Source organism: Flavobacterium sp., assembly GCF_025352425.1.
Lineage (GTDB): Bacteria > Bacteroidota > Bacteroidia > Flavobacteriales > Flavobacteriaceae > Flavobacterium.
In genome coordinates this window covers 1-24748 of record NZ_JANXTI010000072.1, presented here as the reverse complement: position 1 = coordinate 24748, position 24748 = coordinate 1, and the positions used below count along the sequence as shown (strand labels likewise).

General features: G+C 36.5%; 20 protein-coding genes and 1 pseudogene. 15 read left to right on the top strand and 6 right to left on the bottom strand.

All coding sequences use genetic code 11. From position 1 onward, the window contains the following. Together Q0Q99_RS09670 and Q0Q99_RS09665 are read left to right on the top strand one after the other, a co-directional pair. Positions 1-122 (top strand): annotated as a pseudogene (locus Q0Q99_RS09670) (IS982 family transposase); the annotation flags it as partial. A 25-nt stretch (positions 123-147) separates the two neighbouring features. After that, the gene (locus Q0Q99_RS09665; RefSeq protein ID WP_293894947.1) at positions 148-726 is read left to right on the top strand and encodes a hypothetical protein; all 579 of its coding nucleotides are present in this window, start codon (positions 148-150) and stop codon (positions 724-726) included. Between the two features lie 52 nt (positions 727-778). On the opposite strand, the gene Q0Q99_RS09660 is transcribed toward Q0Q99_RS09665, so the two are convergent. Continuing rightward, positions 779-1717: an L-threonine 3-dehydrogenase gene (locus Q0Q99_RS09660; protein ID WP_293894944.1), complete on the bottom strand. Its 939-nt coding sequence runs from the start codon at positions 1715-1717 to the stop codon at positions 779-781. Positions 1718-1869: 152 nt separating this feature from the next. On the opposite strand from Q0Q99_RS09660, the gene Q0Q99_RS09655 reads away from it, so the two are divergent. Further along, a complete protein-coding gene (locus tag Q0Q99_RS09655; RefSeq protein WP_293894941.1) occupies positions 1870-2463 on the top strand; it encodes a hypothetical protein in 594 nt (197 codons plus the stop codon). A 3-nt stretch (positions 2464-2466) separates the two neighbouring features. Further along, entirely contained in the window at positions 2467-5829 is a 3363-nt protein-coding gene (mfd, locus tag Q0Q99_RS09650) for a transcription-repair coupling factor (RefSeq protein WP_293894938.1), read from the top strand. A 53-nt stretch (positions 5830-5882) separates the two neighbouring features. On the opposite strand, the gene Q0Q99_RS09645 is transcribed toward mfd, so the two are convergent. The 3 genes from Q0Q99_RS09645 to Q0Q99_RS09635 form a co-directional block, all read right to left on the bottom strand. Then, the gene (locus Q0Q99_RS09645) at positions 5883-8057 is read right to left on the bottom strand and encodes a M12 family metallo-peptidase (RefSeq protein WP_293894935.1); all 2175 of its coding nucleotides are present in this window, start codon (positions 8055-8057) and stop codon (positions 5883-5885) included. Positions 8058-8122: 65 nt separating this feature from the next. Further along, a complete protein-coding gene (locus Q0Q99_RS09640) occupies positions 8123-8482 on the bottom strand; it encodes a YraN family protein (RefSeq protein ID WP_293894932.1) in 360 nt (119 codons plus the stop codon). Continuing rightward, entirely contained in the window at positions 8483-9379 is an 897-nt protein-coding gene (locus Q0Q99_RS09635; RefSeq protein ID WP_293894929.1) for an LD-carboxypeptidase, read from the bottom strand. It lies immediately after the preceding gene. A gap of 204 nt (positions 9380-9583) precedes the next feature. On the opposite strand from Q0Q99_RS09635, the gene metG reads away from it, so the two are divergent. The 3 genes from metG to Q0Q99_RS09620 all read left to right on the top strand — a co-directional run bounded on the left by metG (position 9584) and on the right by Q0Q99_RS09620 (position 13878). Continuing rightward, the gene (metG, locus tag Q0Q99_RS09630; protein WP_293894950.1) at positions 9584-11641 is read left to right on the top strand and encodes a methionine--tRNA ligase; all 2058 of its coding nucleotides are present in this window, start codon (positions 9584-9586) and stop codon (positions 11639-11641) included. Between the two features lie 86 nt (positions 11642-11727). After that, entirely contained in the window at positions 11728-13182 is a 1455-nt protein-coding gene (locus Q0Q99_RS09625) for a hypothetical protein (protein WP_293894927.1), read from the top strand. 9 nt (positions 13183-13191) lie between these two features. After that, positions 13192-13878, top strand: a complete 687-nt coding sequence (locus Q0Q99_RS09620) for an HAD family hydrolase (RefSeq protein ID WP_293894924.1) — start codon at positions 13192-13194, stop codon at positions 13876-13878. A gap of 54 nt (positions 13879-13932) precedes the next feature. Here Q0Q99_RS09620 and Q0Q99_RS09615 read toward each other — a convergent pair whose 3' ends face one another. Further along, positions 13933-14265 (bottom strand): single-stranded DNA-binding protein, encoded by a 333-nt coding sequence (locus tag Q0Q99_RS09615; RefSeq protein WP_293894921.1) that lies wholly within the window; start codon positions 14263-14265, stop codon positions 13933-13935. 200 nt (positions 14266-14465) lie between these two features. On the opposite strand from Q0Q99_RS09615, the gene Q0Q99_RS09610 reads away from it, so the two are divergent. The 5 genes from Q0Q99_RS09610 to Q0Q99_RS09590 are packed head-to-tail and all read left to right on the top strand — an operon-like array spanning position 14466 to position 19806. Continuing rightward, positions 14466-15992, top strand: a complete 1527-nt coding sequence (locus Q0Q99_RS09610) for a bifunctional GNAT family N-acetyltransferase/carbon-nitrogen hydrolase family protein (RefSeq protein WP_293894918.1) — start codon at positions 14466-14468, stop codon at positions 15990-15992. Positions 15993-16015: 23 nt separating this feature from the next. Continuing rightward, positions 16016-16366, top strand: a complete 351-nt coding sequence (locus Q0Q99_RS09605) for a hypothetical protein (protein WP_293894915.1) — start codon at positions 16016-16018, stop codon at positions 16364-16366. Between the two features lie 10 nt (positions 16367-16376). Next, a complete protein-coding gene (locus Q0Q99_RS09600) occupies positions 16377-18764 on the top strand; it encodes a M20/M25/M40 family metallo-hydrolase (RefSeq protein WP_293894912.1) in 2388 nt (795 codons plus the stop codon). Continuing rightward, positions 18761-19564 (top strand): SDR family NAD(P)-dependent oxidoreductase, encoded by an 804-nt coding sequence (locus tag Q0Q99_RS09595; RefSeq protein WP_293894909.1) that lies wholly within the window; start codon positions 18761-18763, stop codon positions 19562-19564. The genes Q0Q99_RS09600 and Q0Q99_RS09595 overlap by 4 nt, the downstream gene beginning before the upstream one ends. After that, complete coding sequence (locus tag Q0Q99_RS09590; protein WP_293894906.1) at positions 19561-19806, top strand: hypothetical protein; 246 nt, start codon at positions 19561-19563, stop codon at positions 19804-19806. Before Q0Q99_RS09595 ends, Q0Q99_RS09590 begins: the two co-directional genes overlap by 4 nt. 31 nt (positions 19807-19837) lie before the next feature. Here the strand turns inward: Q0Q99_RS09590 and Q0Q99_RS09585 are convergent, their stop codons facing one another. Further along, positions 19838-21904, bottom strand: coding sequence for a M13 family metallopeptidase (locus Q0Q99_RS09585; protein ID WP_293894903.1), 2067 nt, complete (start codon positions 21902-21904; stop codon positions 19838-19840). A 138-nt stretch (positions 21905-22042) separates the two neighbouring features. Between Q0Q99_RS09585 and Q0Q99_RS09580 the strand changes: the two genes are divergently transcribed. From Q0Q99_RS09580 to feoB, 3 genes are all read left to right on the top strand, one after another. Continuing rightward, positions 22043-22714 carry an SCO family protein gene (locus Q0Q99_RS09580; RefSeq protein ID WP_293894900.1) on the top strand — a complete coding sequence of 224 codons (672 nt, stop codon included), beginning with the start codon at positions 22043-22045 and terminating at the stop codon, positions 22712-22714. A gap of 123 nt (positions 22715-22837) precedes the next feature. After that, positions 22838-23077, top strand: coding sequence for a FeoA family protein (locus Q0Q99_RS09575; RefSeq protein WP_293894897.1), 240 nt, complete (start codon positions 22838-22840; stop codon positions 23075-23077). After that, positions 23077-24748, top strand: a 1672-nt coding sequence (gene feoB / locus Q0Q99_RS09570; protein ID WP_293894894.1) for a ferrous iron transport protein B, incomplete at its 3' end; no start/stop codon positions are given. The genes Q0Q99_RS09575 and feoB, both read left to right, overlap by 1 nt.

Genomic DNA, 24748 nt, shown 5'->3' with positions numbered 1-24748 from the left:
AATCTTTTGAAGGATTTAAAACAAGAATTTTAGCTAAAATAACAGCATTAACTTTGGTTCAATATATCAATAAATTCATATTTGATAGACCAATAAACAATATTAAAAATCAAATTATTTAATTACACCCAACGGGTTATATTAACTATGACTAAGTATTCAAAATTTGCACTATGTGCATTAGTATTAGGAGCATTTACTGTTACATCGTGCAGTAAAGATGATAATCCTGCTCCGCCAGCCTCAATCTACGCAAGATTGGGAGGAACAACATTGGTTTCCGATCCGGATAATGCCGGACAAATGATCGAACAAGGACGTTTAAGCTATCGTAAAGTAATAAATAGAACGATAGGCTTAATTGTTGCCGATATTAGTTCTAATGCTTCAGGAAATTTAGGAGCACATTTTGCGCCGCTCGTAGCAGAAGTTCAAGCAGGTAACACTACTAATTTGGCTGAATTATCAGATAATCTAACCGACTTTTTCTCCTTCAACACGGGAGGAACTAATGCTGTAAACACTTATTCCGGTTTAGATATGGTAACAGCACACAATCCTATGACAAATTCAAGAATGGGTACTACAGCAACTGATGCTAACTACACTAAATTTGAAGGTTACGTTGGAGCGGCTGCCGTAGAAAATGGTGTTGCTGCCAATACACAACTTTATACTGATATAGTTGCTGTTTTAGAATCACTAAGAGATCCTATTGTTCAATAATATGTTTTGTTTTGTTTAGAAGAAAACGCTGTCTTGGGAAAGGCAGCGTTTTCTATTTTAAATGAGTTAGCATTTCTCGAGTCATCGATGCTAAATCAAATTTGTGTTCCCAATTCCAATCTTTTCTAGCCGAACTATCATCTATAGATGCAGGCCAACTATCCGCAATCTTCTGACGGAAATCAGGTTTGTAAGAAATACTAAATTCCGGAATGTGCTTCTTAATATCCATAGCGATTTCTGCAGGTGTGAAACTTATCCCCGACAAATTATAGGAAGATCGAATCTTAATTTGCTCGCTCGATGTCTGCATTATTTCTATAGTAGCCCTAATCGCATCATCCATATACATCATTGGTAAAGCCGTTTCTTCCGAAAGAAAACATTCATACTTCCCATCTTTCAAAGCCTTGTGATAAATATCAACCGCGTAATCTGTCGTTCCGCCACCAGGTTCAGTCGACCAACTAATCAAGCCGGGATAACGAATACTGCGCACGTCAACACCATAAATATTGTGGTAATATTCACACCATCTTTCACCTGTTTGTTTACTAATACCGTAAACGGTTGTGGGTTCCATAATGGTGTATTGCGGTGTGTTATTTCTTGGAGTTGTAGGCCCAAAAACGGCAATGCTCGAAGGCCAAAATATCTTTTTTATTTTTTTTGCTTTCGCCAGATTCAAAACGTGAAACAACGAATTCATATTCAAATCCCAGGCAAAAGCAGGATTCTTTTCTGCAGTTGCCGAAAGCAAAGCAGCCATCAGATAAACATCTGTAATTTGGTATTGTTCTATCAAGTGCTCAATTTGATTGTAATCCAAAGCATTGACAACTTCAAAAATACCATTATTAACAATGTCGTTATTCAGTTTTCTGATATCGGAAGCAATAACATTGTCATTACCATAGATGCTTCTTAGCTTTTGCGTCAGCTCAGTTCCAATTTGGCCGCAGGCTCCAATTATTAAGATTTTTGTGCTCATGTAGTGGGGTTTTATAAAACAAAGATACCGTTTTTAAGAAAAGTGACTTCTGCAAAAAGACAGTTTTCTTTTTAATAAAATTATAATCCCTTTAACGTCATCTTACTATAGTTTCCTTTTACCTTTGTACCTTTGTGCCTTTAATCCCTCCGATGAAATTATCTTTTTCGACATTATTATTGTTTTTAATATTCCTTTCTTCTTGTCAGGAAGATCCAAAGGTTCGTGCCTTGGAACAGGAAAAAGAAACACAGAAAAGGGAAGCCATATTTGCCAATATTAATAACGGTTGGAACTTTACCTCACAACCCATAAATGGAACTTCCCAGGAATTGACTACCAATTGGGCAGAATGGCGCGTATTCCTTAGTGAGTTGGGTCAAAAGCCCAAAAGCAGTATTGGCGCTTTTCAGCAAAAAGCCAAAACACTTTCTAAACGAGCGGCTGAATTAAATAACAATATTCCCATTAAATATAATTTGCCCGAAATAAAAAGCAGAATTGCGGTTGTTATAACCAAAGTCAATGCAATAAACCTATACATTCACCTGAATCAGATCCCGGATAAAAAGATTGTACAGTTAGTGCAGGAAATTAATAGCGACGTGGCTTCCATGCAATGGCAACTAAACGAAATCAAAGGGAAAAGCGAAATTAAAATGGAAGATGGCGAAAGTGATATGAGACGAATGTTAGATACTGCCCGAGCTATCCCGACAAATCCTGAACCAAAAATTATAAAATAAATTTTGAGTTTAACTTCATTATACAACGGGTATCTCCATTCGGCGAAAGTCAAACAAATTACGAATGCACTTGAAAATCCTTTAGCCAAAATACAATTAAAAGGACTTTTAGGCTCGTCTTACTCGTTTGTATTCCAAGCAATTTTTAAGCAAAGCGACAAACCTTTTCTGTTAATTTTCAACGAAAAAGAGGAAGCAGCGTATTATTTAAACGATTTGGAACAGATGATTGGCGCCAATGATGTACTGTTTTATCCAAGTTCCTATCGTCGACCGTACCAAATTGAAGAAACCGATAATGCCAATGTTTTATTACGCTCCGAGGTTTTAAACCGAATCAATTCGCGTAAAAAACCGGCCGTAATTGTTACCTATCCCGAAGCGCTGTTTGAAAAAGTAGTTACCCGAAAGGAGCTTGAAAAAAATACTTTAAAGGTTTCCGTTGGCGAAACGGTTTCCATCGATTTCATCAACGAAGTGTTGTTTGAATACGAATTCAAGCGCGTTGATTTCATTACCGAACCCGGCGAATTTTCCGTTCGAGGCGGAATCCTGGATGTGTTTTCGTTTTCAAATGATAATCCGTACCGTCTTGAGTTTTTTGGAAATGAAGTCGACAGCATCCGAACCTTTGATGTTGCAACGCAACTTTCGATAGAAAAACAAACCAAGATTACCATTATACCCAATCTGGAAAACAAATTTGTTCAGGAAAACCGCGAAAGTTTTTTAGATTATATAAGTGATAAAACCGTTTTGTGTATTGAAAATACTGAATTTCTAACTTCGCAATTGGATAAACTTTTCGCGAAAGCAATTGAAACTTTTGACAAACTTTCCAAAGATGTAAAACATGCTGAGCCAAAGCATTTATTCCTTGATCAGGAAGGATTTTTACGCAAAGCATCCGATTTTTCTATTATCGAGTTAGCGAACAAACCGCTGTTCAAAACAATCAAATCTTTCGAATTTCACATACAACCTCAACCGTCTTTTAACAAGCAATTTGATTTGCTGCTAAACAATTTGAGCGACAATCATTTTAATGGTTACACCAATTATTTGTTCTGTTCAAATGCGGCTCAGGCAAATCGGTTTCATGATATTTTTGAAAGTATTGATGAAGAAAACAGCGAGAACATCCGCAAGCAATATCACACAATCGTTTCCTCGTTGTATCAAGGTTTCATTGACGAAGAAAATCAAGTTGCCTGTTATACTGACCATCAAATTTTTGAACGTTATCACAAATTCAACATCAAAAATGGGTATTCCAAAAAGCAGCCGCTTACGCTGAAAGAATTGAATTCCTTAGCTGTTGGCGATTATGTAACCCATATTGACCACGGAATTGGAAAGTTTGGCGGTTTGCAGAAAATACAGGTTGAAGGCAAAACTCAGGAAGCAATCAAGTTGGCTTATGCCGATAACGACATTGTGTATGTGAGCATTCATTCGCTACACAAAATTTCGAAATACAGCGGAAAAGACGGAACGCCACCAAAGATTTACAAACTCGGTTCAAATGCCTGGAAAACCCTAAAACAAAAAACAAAAGCGCGTGTAAAACATATTGCTTTCAACTTAATCCAGCTTTATGCGAAGCGTCGTTTGGAAAAAGGTTTTGCCTGCGCTCCCGACAGTTATCTGCAAAAAGAACTGGAAAGTTCATTCATTTATGAAGATACGCCAGACCAAATTACAGCTACACAAGACGTCAAAGCGGATATGGAAAAAGACCGTCCGATGGATAGATTGGTTTGCGGAGATGTAGGTTTCGGGAAAACAGAAGTCGCTATTCGCGCGGCTTTCAAAGCTGTGGATAATAGCAAACAAGTTGCCATTTTAGTTCCAACGACAATTTTGGCATACCAACATTACAGAACATTTACCGAAAGATTAAAAGATATGCCGGTCAATATTGGCTATTTAAATCGTTTCAGAACAGCGAAAGAAAAAGCAAAAACAATCGAAGATTTGGCTTCGGGAAAATTGGATATTTTGATTGGCACACATCAATTGGTAAGCAAAAATGTAGTGTTTAAAGATTTAGGCCTATTGATTGTAGACGAGGAGCAGAAATTTGGCGTCAACGTAAAAGACAAACTGAAAACCATCGCTGCCAATGTTGATACATTGACTTTAACAGCAACTCCAATTCCAAGAACTTTACAGTTTTCATTAATGGCAGCACGTGATTTATCTGTAATAACTACCGCTCCGCCAAACCGTTACCCAATCGAATCTCAGGTTGTTGGTTTTAATGAAGAGTTGATTCGCGATGCGGTTTCATATGAAATTCAGCGTAACGGGCAGGTTTTCTTTATCAATAACCGAATCGAAAACATTAAGGAAATTGCCGGTATGATTCAGCGATTGGTTCCCGATGCCCGAGTTGGAATTGGTCACGGTCAAATGGAAGGTAACAAATTGGAAGAACTGATGCTCGGCTTTATGAATGGAGAATTCGATGTTTTAGTTGCCACAACCATTATCGAAAGTGGTTTGGATGTGCCCAACGCAAATACAATTTTCATCAATAATGCGAATAATTTTGGTTTATCCGATTTGCATCAAATGCGCGGACGTGTTGGCCGAAGCAATAAAAAAGCATTCTGTTATTTTATTTGTCCACCATATTCAGTGATGACTGATGATGCGAGGAAACGTATTCAGGCTTTGGAACAATTCAGTGAACTGGGAAGCGGCTTCAACATTGCAATGAAGGATTTGGAGATTCGTGGCGCCGGCGATTTACTAGGCGGAGAACAAAGTGGTTTTATCAATGAAATAGGTTTTGAAACCTATCAAAAAATCATGAACGAAGCCATTGAGGAATTGAAAGAAAATGAATTCAAAGACTTGTATGATGACGGAAATGATGTTGATACCAAAGAATATGTAAAAGAATTACAAATTGATACTGACTTCGAACTGTTGTTTCCTGATGAATACATCAACAACATTACGGAACGTCTGAATTTGTATAACGAACTCGGAACTATAAAAAATGAAGCCGGATTGCAAGCTTATGAAACCAAACTTATTGACCGTTTTGGGGCATTACCAAAAGAGGCAAAATCACTTTTAAACAGTATCCGGATCAAATGGATAGCGATGCAAATGGGAATTGAAAAAATCATTATGAAGCAAGGCAAGCTGATTGGTTATTTTGTGGGTGATCAGCAATCCGCCTATTACAACTCAAAGCAATTCAGGCAAATGTTGCAGTTTGTTCAGCAACATGGAAACATTTGTAAAATGAAGGAGAAAGAAACCAAAAACGGTTTGCGGTTACTACTCACTTTTGAAAATGTTAAATCCATAAACAAAGCATTGGAGTTTATGGAATTGATGAAACAGTAAATAAAAAATCCGTCTAAAACTAGACGGATTTTAATATCATTCTAAACTAAAATTTACATTTTCAAAATCTTGAAATTAGCTTCCTTGCCATTAATTTTAAGTTTGAAAAAATAGGTCCCCGCTGTAAATTGAGAAATATCAACGTTAGTGTTTAATTCATTCAACTTTTGGTGAAACAATAATTGTCCCTGAACATTATAAACATCAACTTCGGTAATGGCATCTTTAGAGCTAATGGTTACTTTTCCGGTAGTTGGATTTGGATAATAACTATAATCTAAGAAATTTGTATTGTCAATTCCTAACGTTCCTGTACAAGTTATTGTAGCTATCCAACCAGCAGCAACTACGCCTTGATCTGAATAAAATTTAAATGTTAGTGAACCATCTGTAGCTGTTGAGTTAAACATACCCGGATTAGAAGTTCCGGTAAGTCCGCCCGAAGTTAAGTCGGGATAAAACTCATTTGAACCATTGTATATGTATAAATAATCGTAATTGTTTTCCAAATTAAAACTGGAGAAAGCAACTTTTAATTTTAAACCGGAATTGTTAGGTGTCATTGTTCTTACCCAAGATTCCATGTTGGTATAATTAGCTGTAGCGCCTCCTGTATCTGTAAATGGAAGACTCGCACAGAAATTAGTTGATGTTGTAGCAACTATTTGCGTTCTTGCTGCTGGCTCAAATCCCACACAAGCTGGTCTAACCCTGATTTTGTAATAGGTGTTTTGACTTAATCCAGTCGCAGTATAACTATTGGTTGTAACTGTATTCCAAACGATTGCTGATGACGAAAATGGCGTAACAGCGACCTGCCATGATGAATAGGATCCGATGTCTGTCCATGTGAAGGCTACCGAGGTTGGCGTAATTGATAAAACAGTAACTTCACTAATTGTATTCGGACAACTGGACAAACAATCCGTACTCAAACAAGTTGCGCTATTTACCGCTGTTAATATCGCTGCTGCCGGTTGTGGTCCAAAGCCATTGGTAAAACTAATTCCAACTCCCGAAACTAAGTGACAATAACTCATTATAGTACCTTTTACCGCAGTGTCTGGAATTGGTCCTGTGGGACAAGTTCCTTCAGTATATCCCGCTTGTTGCCCACATCCATCAATCGCCGTGTTGTTTCCATTCCAAGCACAAGCATGCGTGTGTCTTGATCCTAAAAGATGACCAAACTCATGGGTAATGACCTGAATCGTCCAAGAATAGGTAGGTACGGTGTTATAGCTAAAATTCACATCGGAATAGGAATAATTGTTTTCAGTACAAAGTCCGTTGATTCCAACGGCAACTCCTCCCAAACCACCCGGATCAATACCGACAAGTTGACCAACATCTCCATCAAATACAGGAGTAATATTATGGAAAGCATTTAAATATGCCCCGGAAGTTGTACCAACGCTCTCATAAGGGTCATCAGTAGTCCAAATAAACATTGATTTTAAACCGACTGAAATACCATCATTATTGTATAAGGTCTGCACATTATTAAAAACCGAAGTCATCCAATTGGTTGTTGTGGCTATATCACTTCCATTTTGAACAAACAGATTGTTATCTACTTCAAAATACATTGAGGCGCAGCGGTCACTAGCAACATTTCTATTCGAATTTCCCTTTGATTGGCTATCACTTTCCTGTTCCTTAGTATGGCAATCAAAGTCATTTAACACTTTCATTTTTGCATCAGAATAAACAATATAATCTGTCTGATTATTTGCTTTGTCTAATTTTCCGACAACTATATTTCCAAATGATGAACTTGAAACAATACCATTAAATTCACCGTTAAAAAAATTGAAAGCAGCAACTGATGCGTTCTCGTCCTTTATTATTCCACGATAGTAGACTCCTTTTTGATAGCTAATGTTTTTAGCTTTGTCAGTATCAACGTGAAAACCTTCCAGAAAGGGGTTGACTTTATACAAAAGCACAGCAATATTCTGATTTTGGTAGGGAATTTCTAATTCAATAGCTCCATATTGATTAGCAACAATTTCTTTGATTTTTTCAAGATTTATTGTGGCTAAAGTTGCTCCGTCAACAACCTTGTTGACATCCCTGTCAATAGTATTTTGAGTTGTGGATAAAACAGATATGGGTGTGAAACTAGCTTTTAAAGCTTGTAATTCGGATACTTTTTGGGCTACCTTATTTTGCGCTAACAAATTGGTTATACAAAACAATGCGGTTAATACAATGTTCTTTTTCATGGATTGATTTTTTTTTCGTAAAGTTATTTAAATAACATTGCAAAATAATTTCGAGAAGGTTTTTTTTAAAAATGGTAAAAAGCATCTTCAATATGCTCAATTTTATATGCTTTATCTTCTTTGTAAATCGCAACAATATCAAAGCGAATTTCAACGTCCAAATCATTAGAAACTGTGTACTCATTTACGGCTTTGACCAGCAATTGGATTTTCTTTGGTTTTACAAAATCCTGAGGCAATCCAAACTCTATGCTCGATCGTGTTTTAACTTCAACAACAGCCAGAATGTTTCCTTTTTGGGCAATAATATCAATTTCGGCTTTCTGAAATGTCCAATTGGTTTCCAGAATGTCATAGCCGTTTTTCTGTAGAAATTCTACAGCCAATTCTTCCCCAAATTTACCGAGTTCATTGTGTTCTGCCATTTACTCAAAAATCACTTTGCTTTCCTTAGCATTCACTTCCATAGAAACCTGTCTGCCGAAAATCAATGCGCGATTGTCTCTGATATGTCCGGCCGGAAAATTATAAATAACCGGAATGTTTAACCCTTTCACTGAATCTTCTATAATTTCCAACGCATTTCTTCCCCACGGAATTTCATTGTCCTTCATTTCAGTCATAGCGCCAACAATTATTCCTTTCAAACTTTGCAAACATCCATTGCGTTTTAAGTTTGTCATCATTCGGTCTACGTGATATAAATATTCGTCCAAATCTTCTATAAAAAGAATCTTATCCGTGCAATTAACCGCCGATTCAGAACCTAACAAACTATATAAAATCGAAAGATTCCCACCAACCAATTCGCCTTTGGCTTTGCCCAAATGATTCAAAGCGTCGCAGTCTAGCGTGTATTGCAATTTGTCGCCAAACAAAGCAGCGCACAACGAATTTTTGGCTTCATCCGTCGCTCTTGGTATGGCAACAGGCATTGTTGCATGTAACGACTCAATTCCTATTCGGTTCAAATGACTATGTAAAACGGTTACATCGCTAAAGCCAACAATCCATTTTGGGTTTTGTTTAAATTTGGTAAAATCCAATTTATCTATAATTTTCACCGTTCCATATCCGCCACGAACGCACCAAATTGCTTTGATGTTCGGGTTATCCATTTGCTCCTGAAAATCTGCTGCGCGTTGTTCTTCCGTTCCTGCTAATTGATAATAATCTAACCCAATTGTATTTCCTATTTTTACGTTCAATCCCCAGCCTTCAAGCAAATCAATAGTTGGTTTTAAATTGTCATCAATATTTTTTCTTGCAGTAGAAACGATGGCAACAGTATCGCCTTTTTGAAGATATGGTGGTGTAATCATCTTTTTTTGAGAATAAGAGGAAATTGAAATTAAAGATAGTAAAAGTACAAACGTTCGCATTAATACATTTTGGTTTGAAAAATAGCCATTTCAAAAGTAAACAAATCCAAAAATTAATTCGTGAATTCGTGGCTTAAAAATACTTATTTTTGCACTTCATTCTGTCCTGAACATTCGGAAGATTCAGAATCTTTAATTATACATATGTTAGAAAATCCAAAAAGATATACAATCACAGCCGCTTTGCCTTACACTAATGGCCCGATTCATATTGGGCATTTAGCCGGCGTTTATGTGCCATCCGACATATATGCCCGTTATTTAAGATTGCAGGGGAAAGATGTTGCGTTTATCTGCGGAAGCGATGAACATGGCGTTGCTATTTCGATGAAAGCCAAGAAAGAAGGCATTACACCGCAGCAAGTTATTGATAAATACGACGGAATTATTCGGCAGTCGTTTATAGATTTCAGAATTTCGTTTGATAATTATTCGAGGACATCCTCTAAAATTCATCACGATACTGCTCAGGAATTTTTTAGAAAATTATATGATAATAATGACTTCATTGAAGAAGTTACCGAGCAATTGTATGATGCCAAAGCGGATCAGTTTCTTGCTGACAGATTCGTAACCGGAACATGCCCAAAATGTGACAATCCAGAAGCTTATGGTGATCAATGCGAACGATGTGGCTCCACTTTGAATGCTACCGATTTGATTAATCCAAAATCAACAATTACCGGTGAAACTCCGACTTTAAAGTCAACTAAGCACTGGTTTTTGCCATTGGATAGGTATCAGGATTTTTTATCAAAATGGATTTTAGTAGACCATGCAAAAGACTGGAAAGTAAATGTGCTTGGTCAGGTAAAATCGTGGTTGGATGACGGATTAAAACCTCGTGCTGTGACACGTGATTTAGATTGGGGAATAGACGTTCCTGTTATTGGTGCCGAAGGCAAAAAATTATACGTATGGTTTGATGCACCGATCGGATATATTTCTGCAACCAAGGAATGGGCAGCACGAGAAGGAAAAAATTGGGAAGATTATTGGAAAAAAGAAGATACTAAATTGGTTCACTTCATAGGAAAAGACAATATTGTTTTTCACTGCATCATTTTTCCGGCGATGCTAAAAGCGGAAGGAAGTTTTATTTTGCCAGATAATGTTCCGGCAAATGAGTTTTTGAATTTGGAAGGAAATAAATTGTCAACTTCCAAAAATTGGGCAGTTTGGCTGCACGAATACTTACTGGATTTCCCGGATAAACAGGACGTTTTACGTTATGCTTTAACTGCGAATGCCCCAGAAACAAAAGATAATGACTTTACCTGGAAAGATTTTCAGGCGAGAAATAATAACGAATTGGCTGCGGTTTTCGGGAATTTCATTAATCGTGTTGTGGTTTTAACCAATAAATATTACGACGGAATTGTTCCAAGTCCAGCCGAATTTAGTGGAATTGATATTCAAACCTTAGCTGAATTAAAAGCCTATCCGGCTGTGATTTCAAGCTCGATTGAAAGATACAGGTTCAGGGAAGCGCAAGTTGAATTAATGAATGTTGCCCGACTTGGGAATAAATACCTGGCAGACGAAGAACCATGGAAAATGGTTAAGACCAATCCGGAACGAGTGCAAACCCAAATGTATGTGGCACTTCAGATTGCTACAGCTTTACAGGTTTTATGCGAACCGTTTTTACCGTTTACATCAAATAAATTGAAAACCATTTTAAAGAGTAAGAACCTTAGTTGGAATTCGGTTTCAGAAACATCTGACTTACTTCCTGCCGGTCATCAAATTGGGGAAGCACAAATTTTATTTGCCCAAATTGAAGATGCTGAAATCCAAAAACAAATTGACAAACTAGAAGCCACTAAAACATCAAATGCGATGGGAAATAAAGTAACCGAGCATCAAAAACCAACCACAACTTTTGAGGATTTTGCCAAACTGGATTTGCGCGTCGGAACTATTGTCGAAGCCGAAAAAATGCCAAAAGCAAACAAGCTTTTAGTATTGAAGGTGGATACTGGTTTGGATGTGAGAACCATAGTTTCGGGAATTGCGGAACATTTTTCACTTGAAGAAGTTATTGGAAAACGCGTAACGGTTTTAATCAATTTGGCACCAAGAGCATTGCGTGGTGTAGAGAGTGAAGGCATGATTTTGATGACCAGTAATGCTGAAGGCAAATTGATTTTTGTAAATCCTGATGGTGACGGCGTTGATAATGGGGCTTTAATAAGTTAAAAATCAATTTAAACCGTATAAAAAACAAAGGCTCCTTCTTCGTGAAGGAGTTTTTTACTTAAATTAACACCCTAAAGTAATCTTTAATGAAAAAAACTTTTTCCTATCTCCTTCTTTTATTGACTTGTATCGTTTATTCACAAAACTATATGACCTCTCTTCCTTTTATCATAAAAAAAGGGAATTCCTTTAGTTATGTAGATAAATCAAAAAATGAAATTTATATTTTTATTGCAAATGCCAAAGAAGTCAAAATATCACATTATGACAAAAAGTTCAATTTGATTAATACGCTGACAACTTCAATTACTGATGATAAACCGGATAATATTGTAGGATTTACTACAAATGATTCCAGTATAAATTTGATTTGGACATCAAAAAACGGCAAAAAGTTTACTTTTCAGAATATTGATTTCACTACAAAAAATACATTGTTGACATCAAAAAATCTGGATTTTAATAATGAAACTGTTTTACAAACATTTTCTAATAACAGCAATTTTTACTGCCTAACAGTAATAAACAATTCAAGTGCTTTACGCTTATATTGTTTTTCAAATAATAATGAATTAACGCTAAAAACAATAAATACGGAAAAGATTATTTTTAATAATTCAAGTAATCAAAGCGCCACTATTTATGATTTGTTTGCTGAGGAATTTGGTTCTTTTGAATCTTCATTTGAACTACAGAATATAGATTCCACATTTCCAAATTCAATTACAATTTGTTCCAAAAAAAGAAAGGCTTATTTTACTGATGATGAATTGGTTTTATCTTTTGATAATAGTCCGTTATCAACACAACTGCTTAAAATAAATCTCAAGGATTTTAACTTTGAAGGAATAAAAATTGCCAAACCAAAAGGTATTACCACCACAAATACCAACTCGTTCTTATTTGAAAATAACTTATATCAAATTTCTGTTTCACCGAATGATTTATCGGTAGACATAAAAAAATTAGATGGAAGTACCGTAAAAGAACTACATGCTAATCTAAATAATGAAATTAATTTTAAAAGCTCCGGTTTTAACTGCGAATGGGTCAATCCTGATACGGAAAAAAATATTGTGAATACAAATCAATTTATAAATACGCTTTCAAAATACAGTGTTGGGATAACGTGCTATAGCTATAAAGATAAAAATTTAGTTTCTTTTGGTGGCGTTTCAAGAAGAATTCAAAAAAGTAATCCGGATCCGGAAAACAGAGGTGGTTTTTATCCGGGAATTAGCGGTGGTGCTATCGGCGGTTTAATTTCAGAAACAGCTTATCTTTTATTTAGTGGTTCTACCAGATTATATTATAATTATATATCCAGTAGAAATACCATTTCTGTAAATTCCTTATTCTCAAAAGATTTTCAATTACAAGCTGAAAAGGTTAACACTTATTCGAGCAATAGCATTGGCCACTATTTTAATGGTTATTCAAATCTAAGATTGCCTACTTTTTTTTCGAATGATAACAAAGCATATGTTGGATATTACAGTGATGAATCCAAACAATATGTGATAATGGAATTTAAAAATTAATTATAATTTATGAATCTTAAAGTAATTGCCTTTGACGCTGATGACACTTTGTTTGTCAATGAACCTTATTTCCAGGAAACGGAACAAAAATTCTGCGCTTTGATGGGAAATTATTTATCGCATCATAGCTTATCTCAAGAATTATTTAAGACTGAAATTGGCAATTTAGATTTATACGGTTATGGAATTAAAGGCTACACGCTGTCAATGATTGAAGCTGCAATGAATATCTCTAATAACACATTGTCTATTGAAGTTATTGGGAAAATTATTGAATTAGGAAAAGATTTATTGCAAAGACCAATCGAACTTTTAGATGGTGTAGAAGAAACACTAAAATCACTTCAGGGAAAATATAAATTAATCGTAGCGACCAAAGGCGATTTGAAAGACCAGCAAAGAAAACTTCACGACTCTGGACTTGGTCCGTATTTTCACCATATTGAAGTGATGGCGGATAAACAGGAAGTGAATTACGAGAAACTATTAAAGCGATTGGAGATTGAGCCAAAAGAGTTTTTCATGATTGGAAATTCCTTGAAATCGGATATTTTGCCTGTATTAGGAATTGGTGGTTATGCTGTACATATTCCTTTTCACACTACCTGGGAACACGAAAAAATCAGTCATACAGTAGATCATCCTAATTTTAGAACGCTCGAAAAACTCTCTGATGTGTTAGCCATTTTACTTTAAATAAAAAAGCGGCAAAATTTTCACTTTGCCGCTTGCCAGTGGTATTTGAAATTATTATTTCCCCAACAAAAGAATATCATTGGCAACTACTTCTGTAACGTAACGTTTGTTACCATCTTTGTCGTCATAACTTCTGTGTGTAAGTTTTCCTTCGATGGCGATTTCCTTGCCTTTGGTTACATACTTTTCCATGATGTCGGCTACTTTGCCCCAAGCTGATACTTTGTGCCATTGCGTATCTTCAACTTTTTCCCCTTTGTCATTAGTGTAATACTCATTTGTAGCGATGGTGATGTTGGCTACTTTTTTACCTCCGTCAAACGTTTTGATTTCTGGTTCTTGTCCTACGTTTCCAATTAACTGTACTTTGTTTTTCATTGCATTCATGGCGTTTAAAATTTAATGTTATTGTTATTTTTTGTTTTCCGTTGTCGGTTGTGAGTTTTCGGTTTCTCATTTCCGACGAGGCAAAGTTGTGGCGACTGTCAAAAATTATTCGGTAATTAACCATTTACTTTCGGCTGTAGTTGTTTGTAACCGTTTGTAAATGGATATTATTTATATACCTTTATCAAAATTAGCATTTTATGCAAACAGAAATAAATAAGGTTGAACTCCGAAATTTACGCATTGAAGATTACAAGGAATTGAAAAATTCAATGATGGAAGCTTACAGCGAATTGGAAAACTCCTATTGGAAAGAACGTGATATACAAAAACTGTTGTCTATTTTTCCTGAAGGGCAATTGGTGATTGTAGTCGATGATAAAGTTGTAGGTTCTGCACTTTCATTAATCGTAGATGAAGACACCGCGAATAAAAAACACAATTATGCGGAAATCACCGGTAATAATACCTTTTCTACTCACGATCCTTTGGGTGATGTGTTGTATGGTATTGACGTCTTTATTCATCCAAAATACAGAGGGTTGCGACTTGGAAGACGATTGTATGATACGCGTAAAGAATTGTGTGAACAATTAAATCTTAAGGCAATTGTATTTGCAGGAAGAATTCCAAATTATACTAAACACCACAAGGAGATTTCACCGAAAATATATATTGACAAAGTACGTCAGAAAGAAATATACGATCCCGTGCTTTCTTTTCAATTGAGCAATGATTTTCACGTTATAAAAGTGATGCAAAATTATCTTGAGGGCGACAAAAACTCCAAAGAATACGCAGTCTTATTAGAATGGAATAATATTTATTATGACAAAAGCCCTAAACTAATAAATATCAGAAAAACGGTCATTCGAATTGGCTTAGTCCAATGGCAAATGCGACCGTTAGCCAATTTGGAAGCTCTTTTTGAACAATCAGAATTTTTTATCGATGTGGTATCCGGATATGGAAGTGATTTTGCCCTTTTTCCGGAATTATTTATTGCGCCACTAATGGCCGATTATAATCATCTTTCTGAAGCCGATGCAATAAGGGAGATTGCTAATTATAGTGAGCCTATTCGAAAAAAATTTCTGGAATTTGCCATTTCCTATAACATCAATATCATTACAGGAAGTATGCCTCACCTCGAAAATGGGGTTTTATACAACGTAGGTTATTTATGCAAACGGGATGGTACATTTGAAATATATACTAAAATCCATATTACGCCAAATGAAGTGCAGTATTGGGGAATGAAAGGCGGATCGGAAATCAAAACATTTGATACCGATTGTGGAAAAATCGGAATCATGATTTGTTACGATGTAGAATTTCCCGAATTATCACGGTTAATGTCTGATCAAGGTATGGAGATTTTGTTTGTCCCTTTCCTTACCGATACGCAAAATGGTTACACACGAGTAAAACTTTGCGCCCAAGCTCGCGCTATAGAAAACGAATGCTATGTTGCCATTGCTGGTTGTGTTGGGAATTTGCCAAAAGTAAATAATATGGATATCCAATATGCGCAAACAGCTGTTTTTACTCCATCCGATTTTGCATTTCCGAGTAATGGAGTAAAAGCTGAGGCAACTCCAAATACTGAGATGACTTTAATTGTTGATGTCGATTTGGACCTGTTAAAAAAACTTCACGAACACGGAAGTGTCAGAATTCTAAAAGACCGAAGACACGATTTGTATCAAATAAAAAAGTTGAAATAAAGTCTATTTATACTGCTGTAATTATGAATAAAACCTGTTTAGAATGTGGTGAAAAAATTGTAGGTCGCGAGGATAAAAAGTTCTGCAGCGACGGTTGTCGTAATGCTTATAACAACAAAATAAACAAGGACAGCACCAATTATATGCGTAACATCAACAATAAGTTGCGCAAAAATTACCGAATTTTGTCTGACCTAAATGTTGAAGGGAAATCAAAAACCACCAAAAGCAAGCTGTTAAGTAAAGGTTTTGACTTTGATTTTTATACCAACATACTAAATACGGGAACTGGCAACACTTATTATTTTGTGTATGACCAAGGTTATCGCTTTTTGGATAACGATTTTTATATGTTAGTAAAAAAAGAACATTAATTTTATTTTAATGAGAAAAAATAATACTTCCATTTATTCCCTCTTGGTGCTTGTGGCGCTGCTATTTTGTATTTTCTTCTTTATGATGCCACAAGGTTATGACAAAACAGAAGCTCCACTTTCAGCGTTTTCTACAAAAAGAGCTTTGACAATCGTAAAGGAAATTTCGAAAAAACCTCATTTTGTGGGTTCCACAAACCACGAAGTTATTGCCGGCTATCTCCAAAAAGAACTGCAGGAATTGGATTTAGAAACTTCGATTCAGGAAGGCTTTACAATGACCGAAAAAGGAACTTTGGTAAAGGCAAAAAATATCATTGCCAAGATAAAAGGCTCTAAAAATACTAAGGCATTACTACTACTTTCACACTATGATTCTGCTCCGCATTCATTCTCCAAAGGCGCAAGCGATGATGCATCTGGCGTTGCTACAATATTGGAAGGTATTCGTGCTTTTCTGCATAATAAAACACTGCATAAAAACGACATCATTATCCTGTTTACCGATGCCGAGGAATTAGGCTTGAATGGTGCAGCGCTTTTTGTGACGCAACATAAACTAGCCAAAGAAGTTGGTTTGGTTTTGAATTTTGAAGCGCGCGGAAGTTCAGGGCCAAGCTATATGCTCATGGAAACCAACGACGGAAATGCCAAAATGGTTGATGCGTTCAAGGCTGGAAATGTGAAATATCCTGTTTCAAATTCGTTGATGTACAGCATTTATAAAATGTTACCAAACGATACCGATTTGACTGTTTTTAGGGAACAGGGGAAAATTCAGGGATTCAATTTTGCATTTATCGACAGTCATTTTAATTATCATACGGCACAAGATAAATTTGAAAATCTTGACCCGAAAACGTTGGCACATCAGGGAAGTTATTTGTTCCCGTTGTTGAATTATTTTTCGAATGCAGATTTGACCGATTTTAATTCGACTGATAACAACGTTTATTTCAATGTTCCTTTGGGTTTTGTGAGTTATCCTTTTGGGTGGATTTTTCCGATGCTTATTATAGCTTTTGGACTATTTTTTCTATTTGTATTTATTGGTTTGGGAAAACGCGCATTACGTTTGGACGAAATCATCAAAGGATTTGTTCCGCTTATTGGCTCGCTTTTTACAGCAGGTTTAGTTACATATGTAGGGTGGAAGTTGTTGCTGAATTTTTATCCGCGATACAATGACATTCTTCAAGGATTTACTTATAACGGTCACGATTACATTTACGCTTTTGTTAGTTTGACTATCGCAATTTGCTTTTTGTTTTATCATAACGACGGCAGACGAAATCCGGAAATGAGCCAAATGGTGGCACCATTATTTATCTGGTTGCTTATCAATCTTGGAATTGCATTTAAACTACAAGGCGCCGGATTTTTGATTATTCCGGTTATTGCGAGTTCATTGATGCTTGGATTTTATGTGCTTACGCAAAAGTCGAGCTGGTTTTTAAACTGTCTTTTGGCTATTCCAACACTGATAATTTTAGTGCCGTTTATTCAAATGTTTCCGATTGGTTTGGGATTAAAAATTTTGGCTGGAAGTGCTGTTTTAACGGTTTTGAGTTTTACTTTATTGTTACCCATTTTTGGTTCGTTTTTCAAGAAAGGAATTTGGGCCGTAGTTTTCATTTTGGTTTCGATTGGATTCTTTGTCAAAGCGCATCAAAGTTCGGGTTATACCAATGAAAAAGCAAAACCAAATAGTTTGGTTTATATTTTAGATGTCGATTCAAACAAAGCAAATTGGGCAACATATGATACCAATCCTGATGAGTGGACGAAAAGCTATTTAGGTGAAAACCCAAAAGCAACAACAGCTTTAAATTCTGATAAATTGTATAGCAAATACGGCTCTCAATATACCTTTATGGCTAATGCACCAATGTCAGCTATTCCGAAACCAACTATTGAATTTCTTCGCGATACTGTTAAAGGAAATCAGCATTTGTACAGAATAAAAATCACGCCCAACCGAGCTGTAAATCGTTATGATATTTTTGTAAATAACAATACTCAAATCCATAATTTAAAAGCCAATGGTGTACAATCGATAGATTTTAAAAGCAATATTGCTTCGAAAACATCGGGTAAATTGTTGACGTATTATGTAGTAGATAATGTTCCGTTGGAATTGGAATTCTCCATTTCAAATTCACAAAAACTCGATTTAGATTTAGTAGAAAGTTCCTTTGATTTGTTGGCAAATCGGTTGCTGAAAATGACCCAAAGAAAACATGGAATGATTCCAACGCCTTTTGTTTTGAACGATGCGGTGGTTATCAAACAGAAAATAAAACCATCACCAAAAGTTACTGAAAAAAAACCAACTTTTATTAGACATTCAGCCCAAAGAGATAGTTTAACGATTGCTGCTGACAGCTTAAAACGATGAAGCAAATCTCCATTTTAGGTTGTGGCTGGTTGGGTTTGCCTCTAGCAAAGTCATTGTTGGAAAAAGGATTTTCCGTTAAAGGATCGACAACTTCTTTGGAGAAAATTTCTATTTTGGAAAATAGCGGAATCAAGGCTTTTCAGATTGAAGTTTCGGAACTCCAAATCAAAGGAGAAATGAATTCATTCCTTACAACTTCAGAATTTCTGATTATTGATATTCCACCAAAATTGCGAAGTGTTTCAAGCGAAAATTTTGTCAAAAAAATTCAGAATCTGATTCCGTTTATCGAAAAATCAAAGATTGAAAAGGTTGTTTTTATCAGCTCGACTTCGGTTTATGCCGATAACAATTCGATAATCACAGAAGCAACAAAACCACATCCTGAATCTGAAAGCGGAAAACAGTTGTTGGAAGTCGAAAACCTTTTACAAAGCAATGCATCTTTCAAAACTACTGTCATTCGTTTTGGCGGATTAATAGGCGACGACCGCCATCCAATACATTTTTTGGCGGGACGAAAAAATTTAGAAAATTCGGAAGCTGCAATTAATTTAATTCATCAAACTGATTGTATCGGAATCATCCAAACGATAATTGAACAAAATTGTTTCGGCGAAACTTTCAACGCTGTTGCACCCTTTCATCCTGCACGGAAAATATATTACACCCAAAAAGCTTTGGAACTACATTTAGCTTTACCTGAATTTGACCAAACAAAAATCTCAGTTGGGAAAACTGTTTTAAGTGATAAAATTGAAACCGTTTTAAAGTATAAATTTCAAAATACACGCTTATGAATGTGAATGATATCATAGGAACGATTGGTGTTGGAATGGTTCTCGTTGCTTACTTCCTGAATATTTTTTACCTGATTAGAAAAGACGGGATATTATTTTATTCCTTAAATATTATCGGTGGTGCCATTTCCTGTTACGCTTCCATACTGATTATGTTTTGGCCATTTATTATACTTGAAGGCATTTGGACAATCGTTAGTATTGCTGGTCTAATAAAAAGTATAAAAAAACCTCAAGATTAACTTGAGGTTTTTATTTATAATTTGAATTTGATTACCAAATTTTTACCCTTTTGTTTGGCTCAACATACATTCCGTCACCTTGTTTAATATCAAACGCGCTATAGAACGTATCTAAGTTTAACAACGGTACATAAGCTCTGTACATTCCCGGTGAGTGCGGATCTGTTTTTACCTGATTTTTCAAAGCTTCGTCACGCATTTTGCTTCTCCAAATAGTTGCCCATGAAATGAACAAACGTTGTTCTGGTGTATATCCATCAATTAGTCCCGGATTTCCATTTTCTTTTAAGTATAACTGTAAACCATCATAAGCCGCGTTAATTCCACCTAAATCTCCAATGTTTTCACCTAAAGTAAATTTCCCGTCAACATGAGTTCCAGGTAAAGGCTCTAAAGCTGAATATTGATCTGCCAAGGCTGTTCCTAATGCTGTAAACTGCGTCAAATCTCCTTCAGTCCACCAATCTACAAGATTTCCTTCTGCATTATATCTTGCACCTTCATCATCAAATCCATGAGAAATTTCGTGTCCTATAACAGCACCAATTCCACCATAATTAACAGCTTCATCTGCTTTATAATTGTAAAAAGGAGGTTGCAAAATTGCTGCCGGAAAAACAATCTCATTATATGATGGATTGTAGTATGCATTCACGGTTTGAGGCGACATTCCCCATTCGGTTTTGTCTACCGGTTTCCCTTGTTTTTCTAAATCCTTTTTCCAATTCCACTCCGCTACGTTTCTTCCGTTTTCAAAAAAGCTTCCGCCTTCGTCCGGACTTTTAATCGTTATAGTAGAATAATCTTTCCATTTGTCAGGATATCCAATTTTGATTGTTAAACCATTTAGTTTTTGAATAGCTTTTATTTTAGTTTCGGCTGACATCCATGCTAAGTTGTTAATTCTGTTTTCATAAGCTCTAATGACATTTTTAATCATTCTTGCAGCTTTGCCTTTTGCTTCAGCAGGAAACATTTTTTCAACATACAATTTCCCTAAAGCTTCTCCAACAGTACCATTTACCACCTGCAGTGCTTTTTCATGACGTGGTCTTTGTTTCAATGCTCCGGTTAATGTTTTTCCGTAAAATTCCCAGTTTGCCATTTCAATATCTGTTGATAAAGTGGAAGCAGAACCTCTTAACAACATCCAACGCATGTATTCTTTCCAGTCTTCTACTTTATTATCAGTAAAGATTTTTTGTAAAGCTGCCATATAACGAGGCTGGCTTACGATAACAGTATCGAGTTTTTTAAATCCAACTTCTACTAAATATGTATTCCAATCAATAGCAGGAACCATTTTCTGTAAATCAGAAATGGCTGTTGGATTGTATTGCTTTCTGGCATCTCTTCTTTCTACTCTGTCCAATCTTGGACTTGACATTGCTGTTTCTAAAGCTAATATTTTATCGGCGTTTGATTTCGCCTGATCCGACTTTTCTCCCAAGAACTGCAACATTCTTGCAACATGAAGGACATATTTTGCTCTTTTTTCTTTAGAGTCTTTATCGTCAGAAACATAGTAATCTCTATCAGGCAACCCTAATCCTCCAGGTCCAAGACTCACCACATTTCGGTTGCTATTTTTGTCATCTGCTCCAATTCCAACACCAAAGAATCCAACGCCTCCGCCTTTAGCTTCTTCTCTCATCATCAGTTTTTGCAAGTCTGCCATGCTTTTAACCGCATCGATTTTTGCTAAATAAGGACGTATAGGATCAATGCCGTGTTTGTTTCTCGCTATTGTATCCATCGCCGATTTATACATATTTATGGCTTTCCCCTGATCTGTATTTGAACCATATTTTGGATTTTTGGCAGCGTCTTTTAAGATAGCCAGTGCATCTTTATCCGTATTTTGACGCAATTCATCAAAACTTCCCCAACGGGTTTTGTCACTCGGGATTGCCGTTTTGTCAAGCCACGCGCCGTTTACGAATCTGAAAAAATCATCGCTCGGCTTCACTTTTTTGTCCATAAAAGAAACATTGATGCCCGGCTCTGTTTTCACAGGGCCTTTTTGTGCCTGAGATTCTGTAAACCCCACAATTGCAGGAATTACAAAAAGAAGTTGTTTATAAAATTGCATTTTCATCTTTTTTCAATATTTTAATTATTGTCGACAAAAATATAATTAATAGTTATATCTAATATAAAATTCTGGTAAAAATAACGTTCTGTTAATTTAAATTAAAACATACTTCATTTTCTTATTTTTGCATCAAAAATAATTATGCTGGGATTCTTCAAAAAATACCGTCCCTTTTTTATAGTAATGGCGCTCCTTTCGGTAATTATTGTCACTTTGTTTTACTCGGCTTTGAGCCCAAAAAAATCATTACCCATCTATAATCCGTCCGACGTAAATCCCGAGATGGTTGACAGCACAGTACAGTATATCAGTAAATACCATACAATTGCCGATTTTTCGTTTACCAATCAAAACGGAAAAACCATCACCCAAAAAGATTATGAAGGTAAAATTTATGTTGCCGATTTCTTCTTCACCACCTGCGGCTCCATTTGCCCAAAGATGACTACCAATTTAGTCGAAGTACAAGCCGCCATTGCCAACGATCCAAAGGTAATGCTGCTCTCACATACCGTCACTCCCGAAATCGACAGCATTCCCGTTTTGAAAGCTTACGCGATAAAAAACGGTGTCAATGACAACAAATGGAACCTCGTCACCGGCGACAAAAAAGCAATCTACACTATGGCACGAAAGTCCTATTTAGCGGTGAAACTGGGAAAACCATCTGAACTATATGATATGGTGCACACCGAAAACTTTGTTTTGGTAGATACAAAAAGACGTGTTCGTGGTTTTTACGACGGAACAAAAAAAGAAGAAATCCAACGATTGATTGCCGATATCAACTGGCTGTCACAAAAGGATAACTAACCATTTTGTATAGCAAATCATTCACAATTCAACAATGGTCAGTAGCTAAATCATTCACAATTCAACATTCATAATTCAACATTTGTTTGTATTTTCGCAATCTGAATTCAATCTAAATAAGCTTTGCAAACTACCATATATTCTCTCAAAAAAGGCGAGAAAGCGATTATCAAGGATTTTGATATTGATATCGTTCCCTTAAAATTACTCGAAATGGGTTGCCTGCCCGGAAATTTAGTTGAATTACTTCAAATTGCCCCGTTCGGAGACCCGCTCTATCTTAATATAAATGGTTCGCATGTCGCCATTAGAATTGAAACTGCCCGCGAAATCGAAGTTGAAATAATCAAAACCGACTTATGATGCGCAACGAAAACATCAACGTCGCTTTAATTGGAAATCCAAACACGGGCAAGACTTCGGTTTTTAACCAGTTGACCGGTTTAAACCAACAGGTTGGAAACTATCCTGGCATTACCGTCGAAAAAAAGATTGGTTTTTGCAAATTGCCAAATAATATCAAAGCCAACATCCTCGATTTACCCGGAACATACAGCCTCAACGCAAGTTCAATCGACGAGAATGTCGTTATCGAACTTTTGCTCAACAAAAAAGACAAACTTTATCCCGACGTCGCATTGGTCGTCACCGATGTCGAAAACCTAAAACGAAACTTACTTCTTTTCACACAAATAAAAGATTTAGAAATTCCAACCATCCTTGTCATCAACATGGCCGACAGGATGAAATTCAAAGGAATTTCTTTAAACATAAGTTATCTCGAAAACCATCTTAAAACAAAGATTGCGCTGATTAGCTCCCGAAAAGGTTACGGAATTGATGAACTAAAAAAAATGATGGTCGATTACAAATCGATTTCCACAGAACCCTGCCTCAATGCCTCAAGTATTGACCAAGAATATTTCAACAACCTCCGCAAAACATTTCCCAACCAACTGTTGTATAAATTGTGGCTGGTCATCACCCAAGACGTCAATTTCCTGAACCTCGACCGAAACGAAATTCGTTCCTCGTTCACCAAATCGCATTCTGATTTAAAACGTTTACAGCAAAAAGAAACCATTAAACGCTACCAGTTCATCAACGACGTACTCAAAGAAGGAATGCAAATAGACAGCAGCGTAGCCAAAGATTTCCGCAGCAAACTTGACCGTGTCCTGACCCATAAAATTTGGGGCTACGTCATCTTCTTTATCATACTTTTCGTAATTTTTCAATCCATTTTTGAATGGTCAAAAGTGCCGATGGATTTCATTGACCGCACTTTCGCCTCATTGAGCATCGCCGCAAACGACATCCTTCCGCCCGGCGTATTAACCAATTTAATTTCACAGGGAATCATCCCCGGCATCGGCGGAATCTTGATTTTTATACCACAAATTGCATTCCTTTTCCTATTCATTTCGCTACTCGAAGAAAGCGGTTACATGAGCCGCGTCGTGTTTTTGATGGATAAAATCATGCGAAAATTCGGCCTGTCCGGCAAAAGCGTCGTACCGCTGATTTCCGGGACAGCCTGCGCCATTCCTGCAATCATGGCCACCAGAAACATCGAAAACTGGAAAGAACGCCTGATCACCATCCTCGTCACACCTTTCACCACCTGCTCCGCCAGACTGCCCGTCTACGCCATCATCATCGCGCTGGTCATTCCTGACACACGCCTTTTCGGAATCCTCAACATGCAGGGCCTGACTTTGATGCTGCTTTATCTTATCGGGTTCGGAATGGCTATTTTCTCTGCTTATGTGCTTAATAAAATCCTGAAAATAAAAGGCAAAACATATTTCATTGTCGAAATGCCGAACTACAAATTGCCGCTGCTCAAAAACGTCGCCATCAACGTGATCGAAAAAACCAAGGCCTTCGTGTTCGGCGCCGGAAAAATCATCCTCGCCATCTCAATCGTACTCTGGTTCCTCGCCTCAAACGGCCCCGGCAACGATTTTAGCAATGCCGAAACAATAGTAAAAGAAAGAACCTTAAACAACCCTTTGCCGGCCGCCGAATTCC

Excerpts from the sequence above, each read along its gene's own strand:
- Q0Q99_RS09665 (WP_293894947.1), top strand. The coding sequence starts at position 148 with ATGACTAAGTATTCAAAATTTGCACTATGTGCATTAGTATTAGGAGCA.
- Q0Q99_RS09660 (WP_293894944.1), bottom strand. The coding sequence starts at position 1,717 with ATGAGCACAAAAATCTTAATAATTGGAGCCTGCGGCCAAATTGGAACT.
- Q0Q99_RS09655 (WP_293894941.1), top strand. The coding sequence starts at position 1,870 with ATGAAATTATCTTTTTCGACATTATTATTGTTTTTAATATTCCTTTCT.
- Q0Q99_RS09645 (WP_293894935.1), bottom strand. The coding sequence starts at position 8,057 with ATGAAAAAGAACATTGTATTAACCGCATTGTTTTGTATAACCAATTTG.
- Q0Q99_RS09640 (WP_293894932.1), bottom strand. The coding sequence starts at position 8,482 with ATGGCAGAACACAATGAACTCGGTAAATTTGGGGAAGAATTGGCTGTA.
- Q0Q99_RS09635 (WP_293894929.1), bottom strand. The coding sequence starts at position 9,379 with ATGATTACACCACCATATCTTCAAAAAGGCGATACTGTTGCCATCGTT.
- metG (WP_293894950.1), top strand. The coding sequence starts at position 9,584 with ATGTTAGAAAATCCAAAAAGATATACAATCACAGCCGCTTTGCCTTAC.
- Q0Q99_RS09625 (WP_293894927.1), top strand. The coding sequence starts at position 11,728 with ATGAAAAAAACTTTTTCCTATCTCCTTCTTTTATTGACTTGTATCGTT.
- Q0Q99_RS09620 (WP_293894924.1), top strand. The coding sequence starts at position 13,192 with ATGAATCTTAAAGTAATTGCCTTTGACGCTGATGACACTTTGTTTGTC.
- Q0Q99_RS09615 (WP_293894921.1), bottom strand. The coding sequence starts at position 14,265 with ATGAATGCAATGAAAAACAAAGTACAGTTAATTGGAAACGTAGGACAA.
- Q0Q99_RS09610 (WP_293894918.1), top strand. The coding sequence starts at position 14,466 with ATGCAAACAGAAATAAATAAGGTTGAACTCCGAAATTTACGCATTGAA.
- Q0Q99_RS09605 (WP_293894915.1), top strand. The coding sequence starts at position 16,016 with ATGAATAAAACCTGTTTAGAATGTGGTGAAAAAATTGTAGGTCGCGAG.
- Q0Q99_RS09600 (WP_293894912.1), top strand. The coding sequence starts at position 16,377 with ATGAGAAAAAATAATACTTCCATTTATTCCCTCTTGGTGCTTGTGGCG.
- Q0Q99_RS09595 (WP_293894909.1), top strand. The coding sequence starts at position 18,761 with ATGAAGCAAATCTCCATTTTAGGTTGTGGCTGGTTGGGTTTGCCTCTA.
- Q0Q99_RS09590 (WP_293894906.1), top strand. The coding sequence starts at position 19,561 with ATGAATGTGAATGATATCATAGGAACGATTGGTGTTGGAATGGTTCTC.
- Q0Q99_RS09585 (WP_293894903.1), bottom strand. The coding sequence starts at position 21,904 with ATGAAAATGCAATTTTATAAACAACTTCTTTTTGTAATTCCTGCAATT.
- Q0Q99_RS09580 (WP_293894900.1), top strand. The coding sequence starts at position 22,043 with ATGCTGGGATTCTTCAAAAAATACCGTCCCTTTTTTATAGTAATGGCG.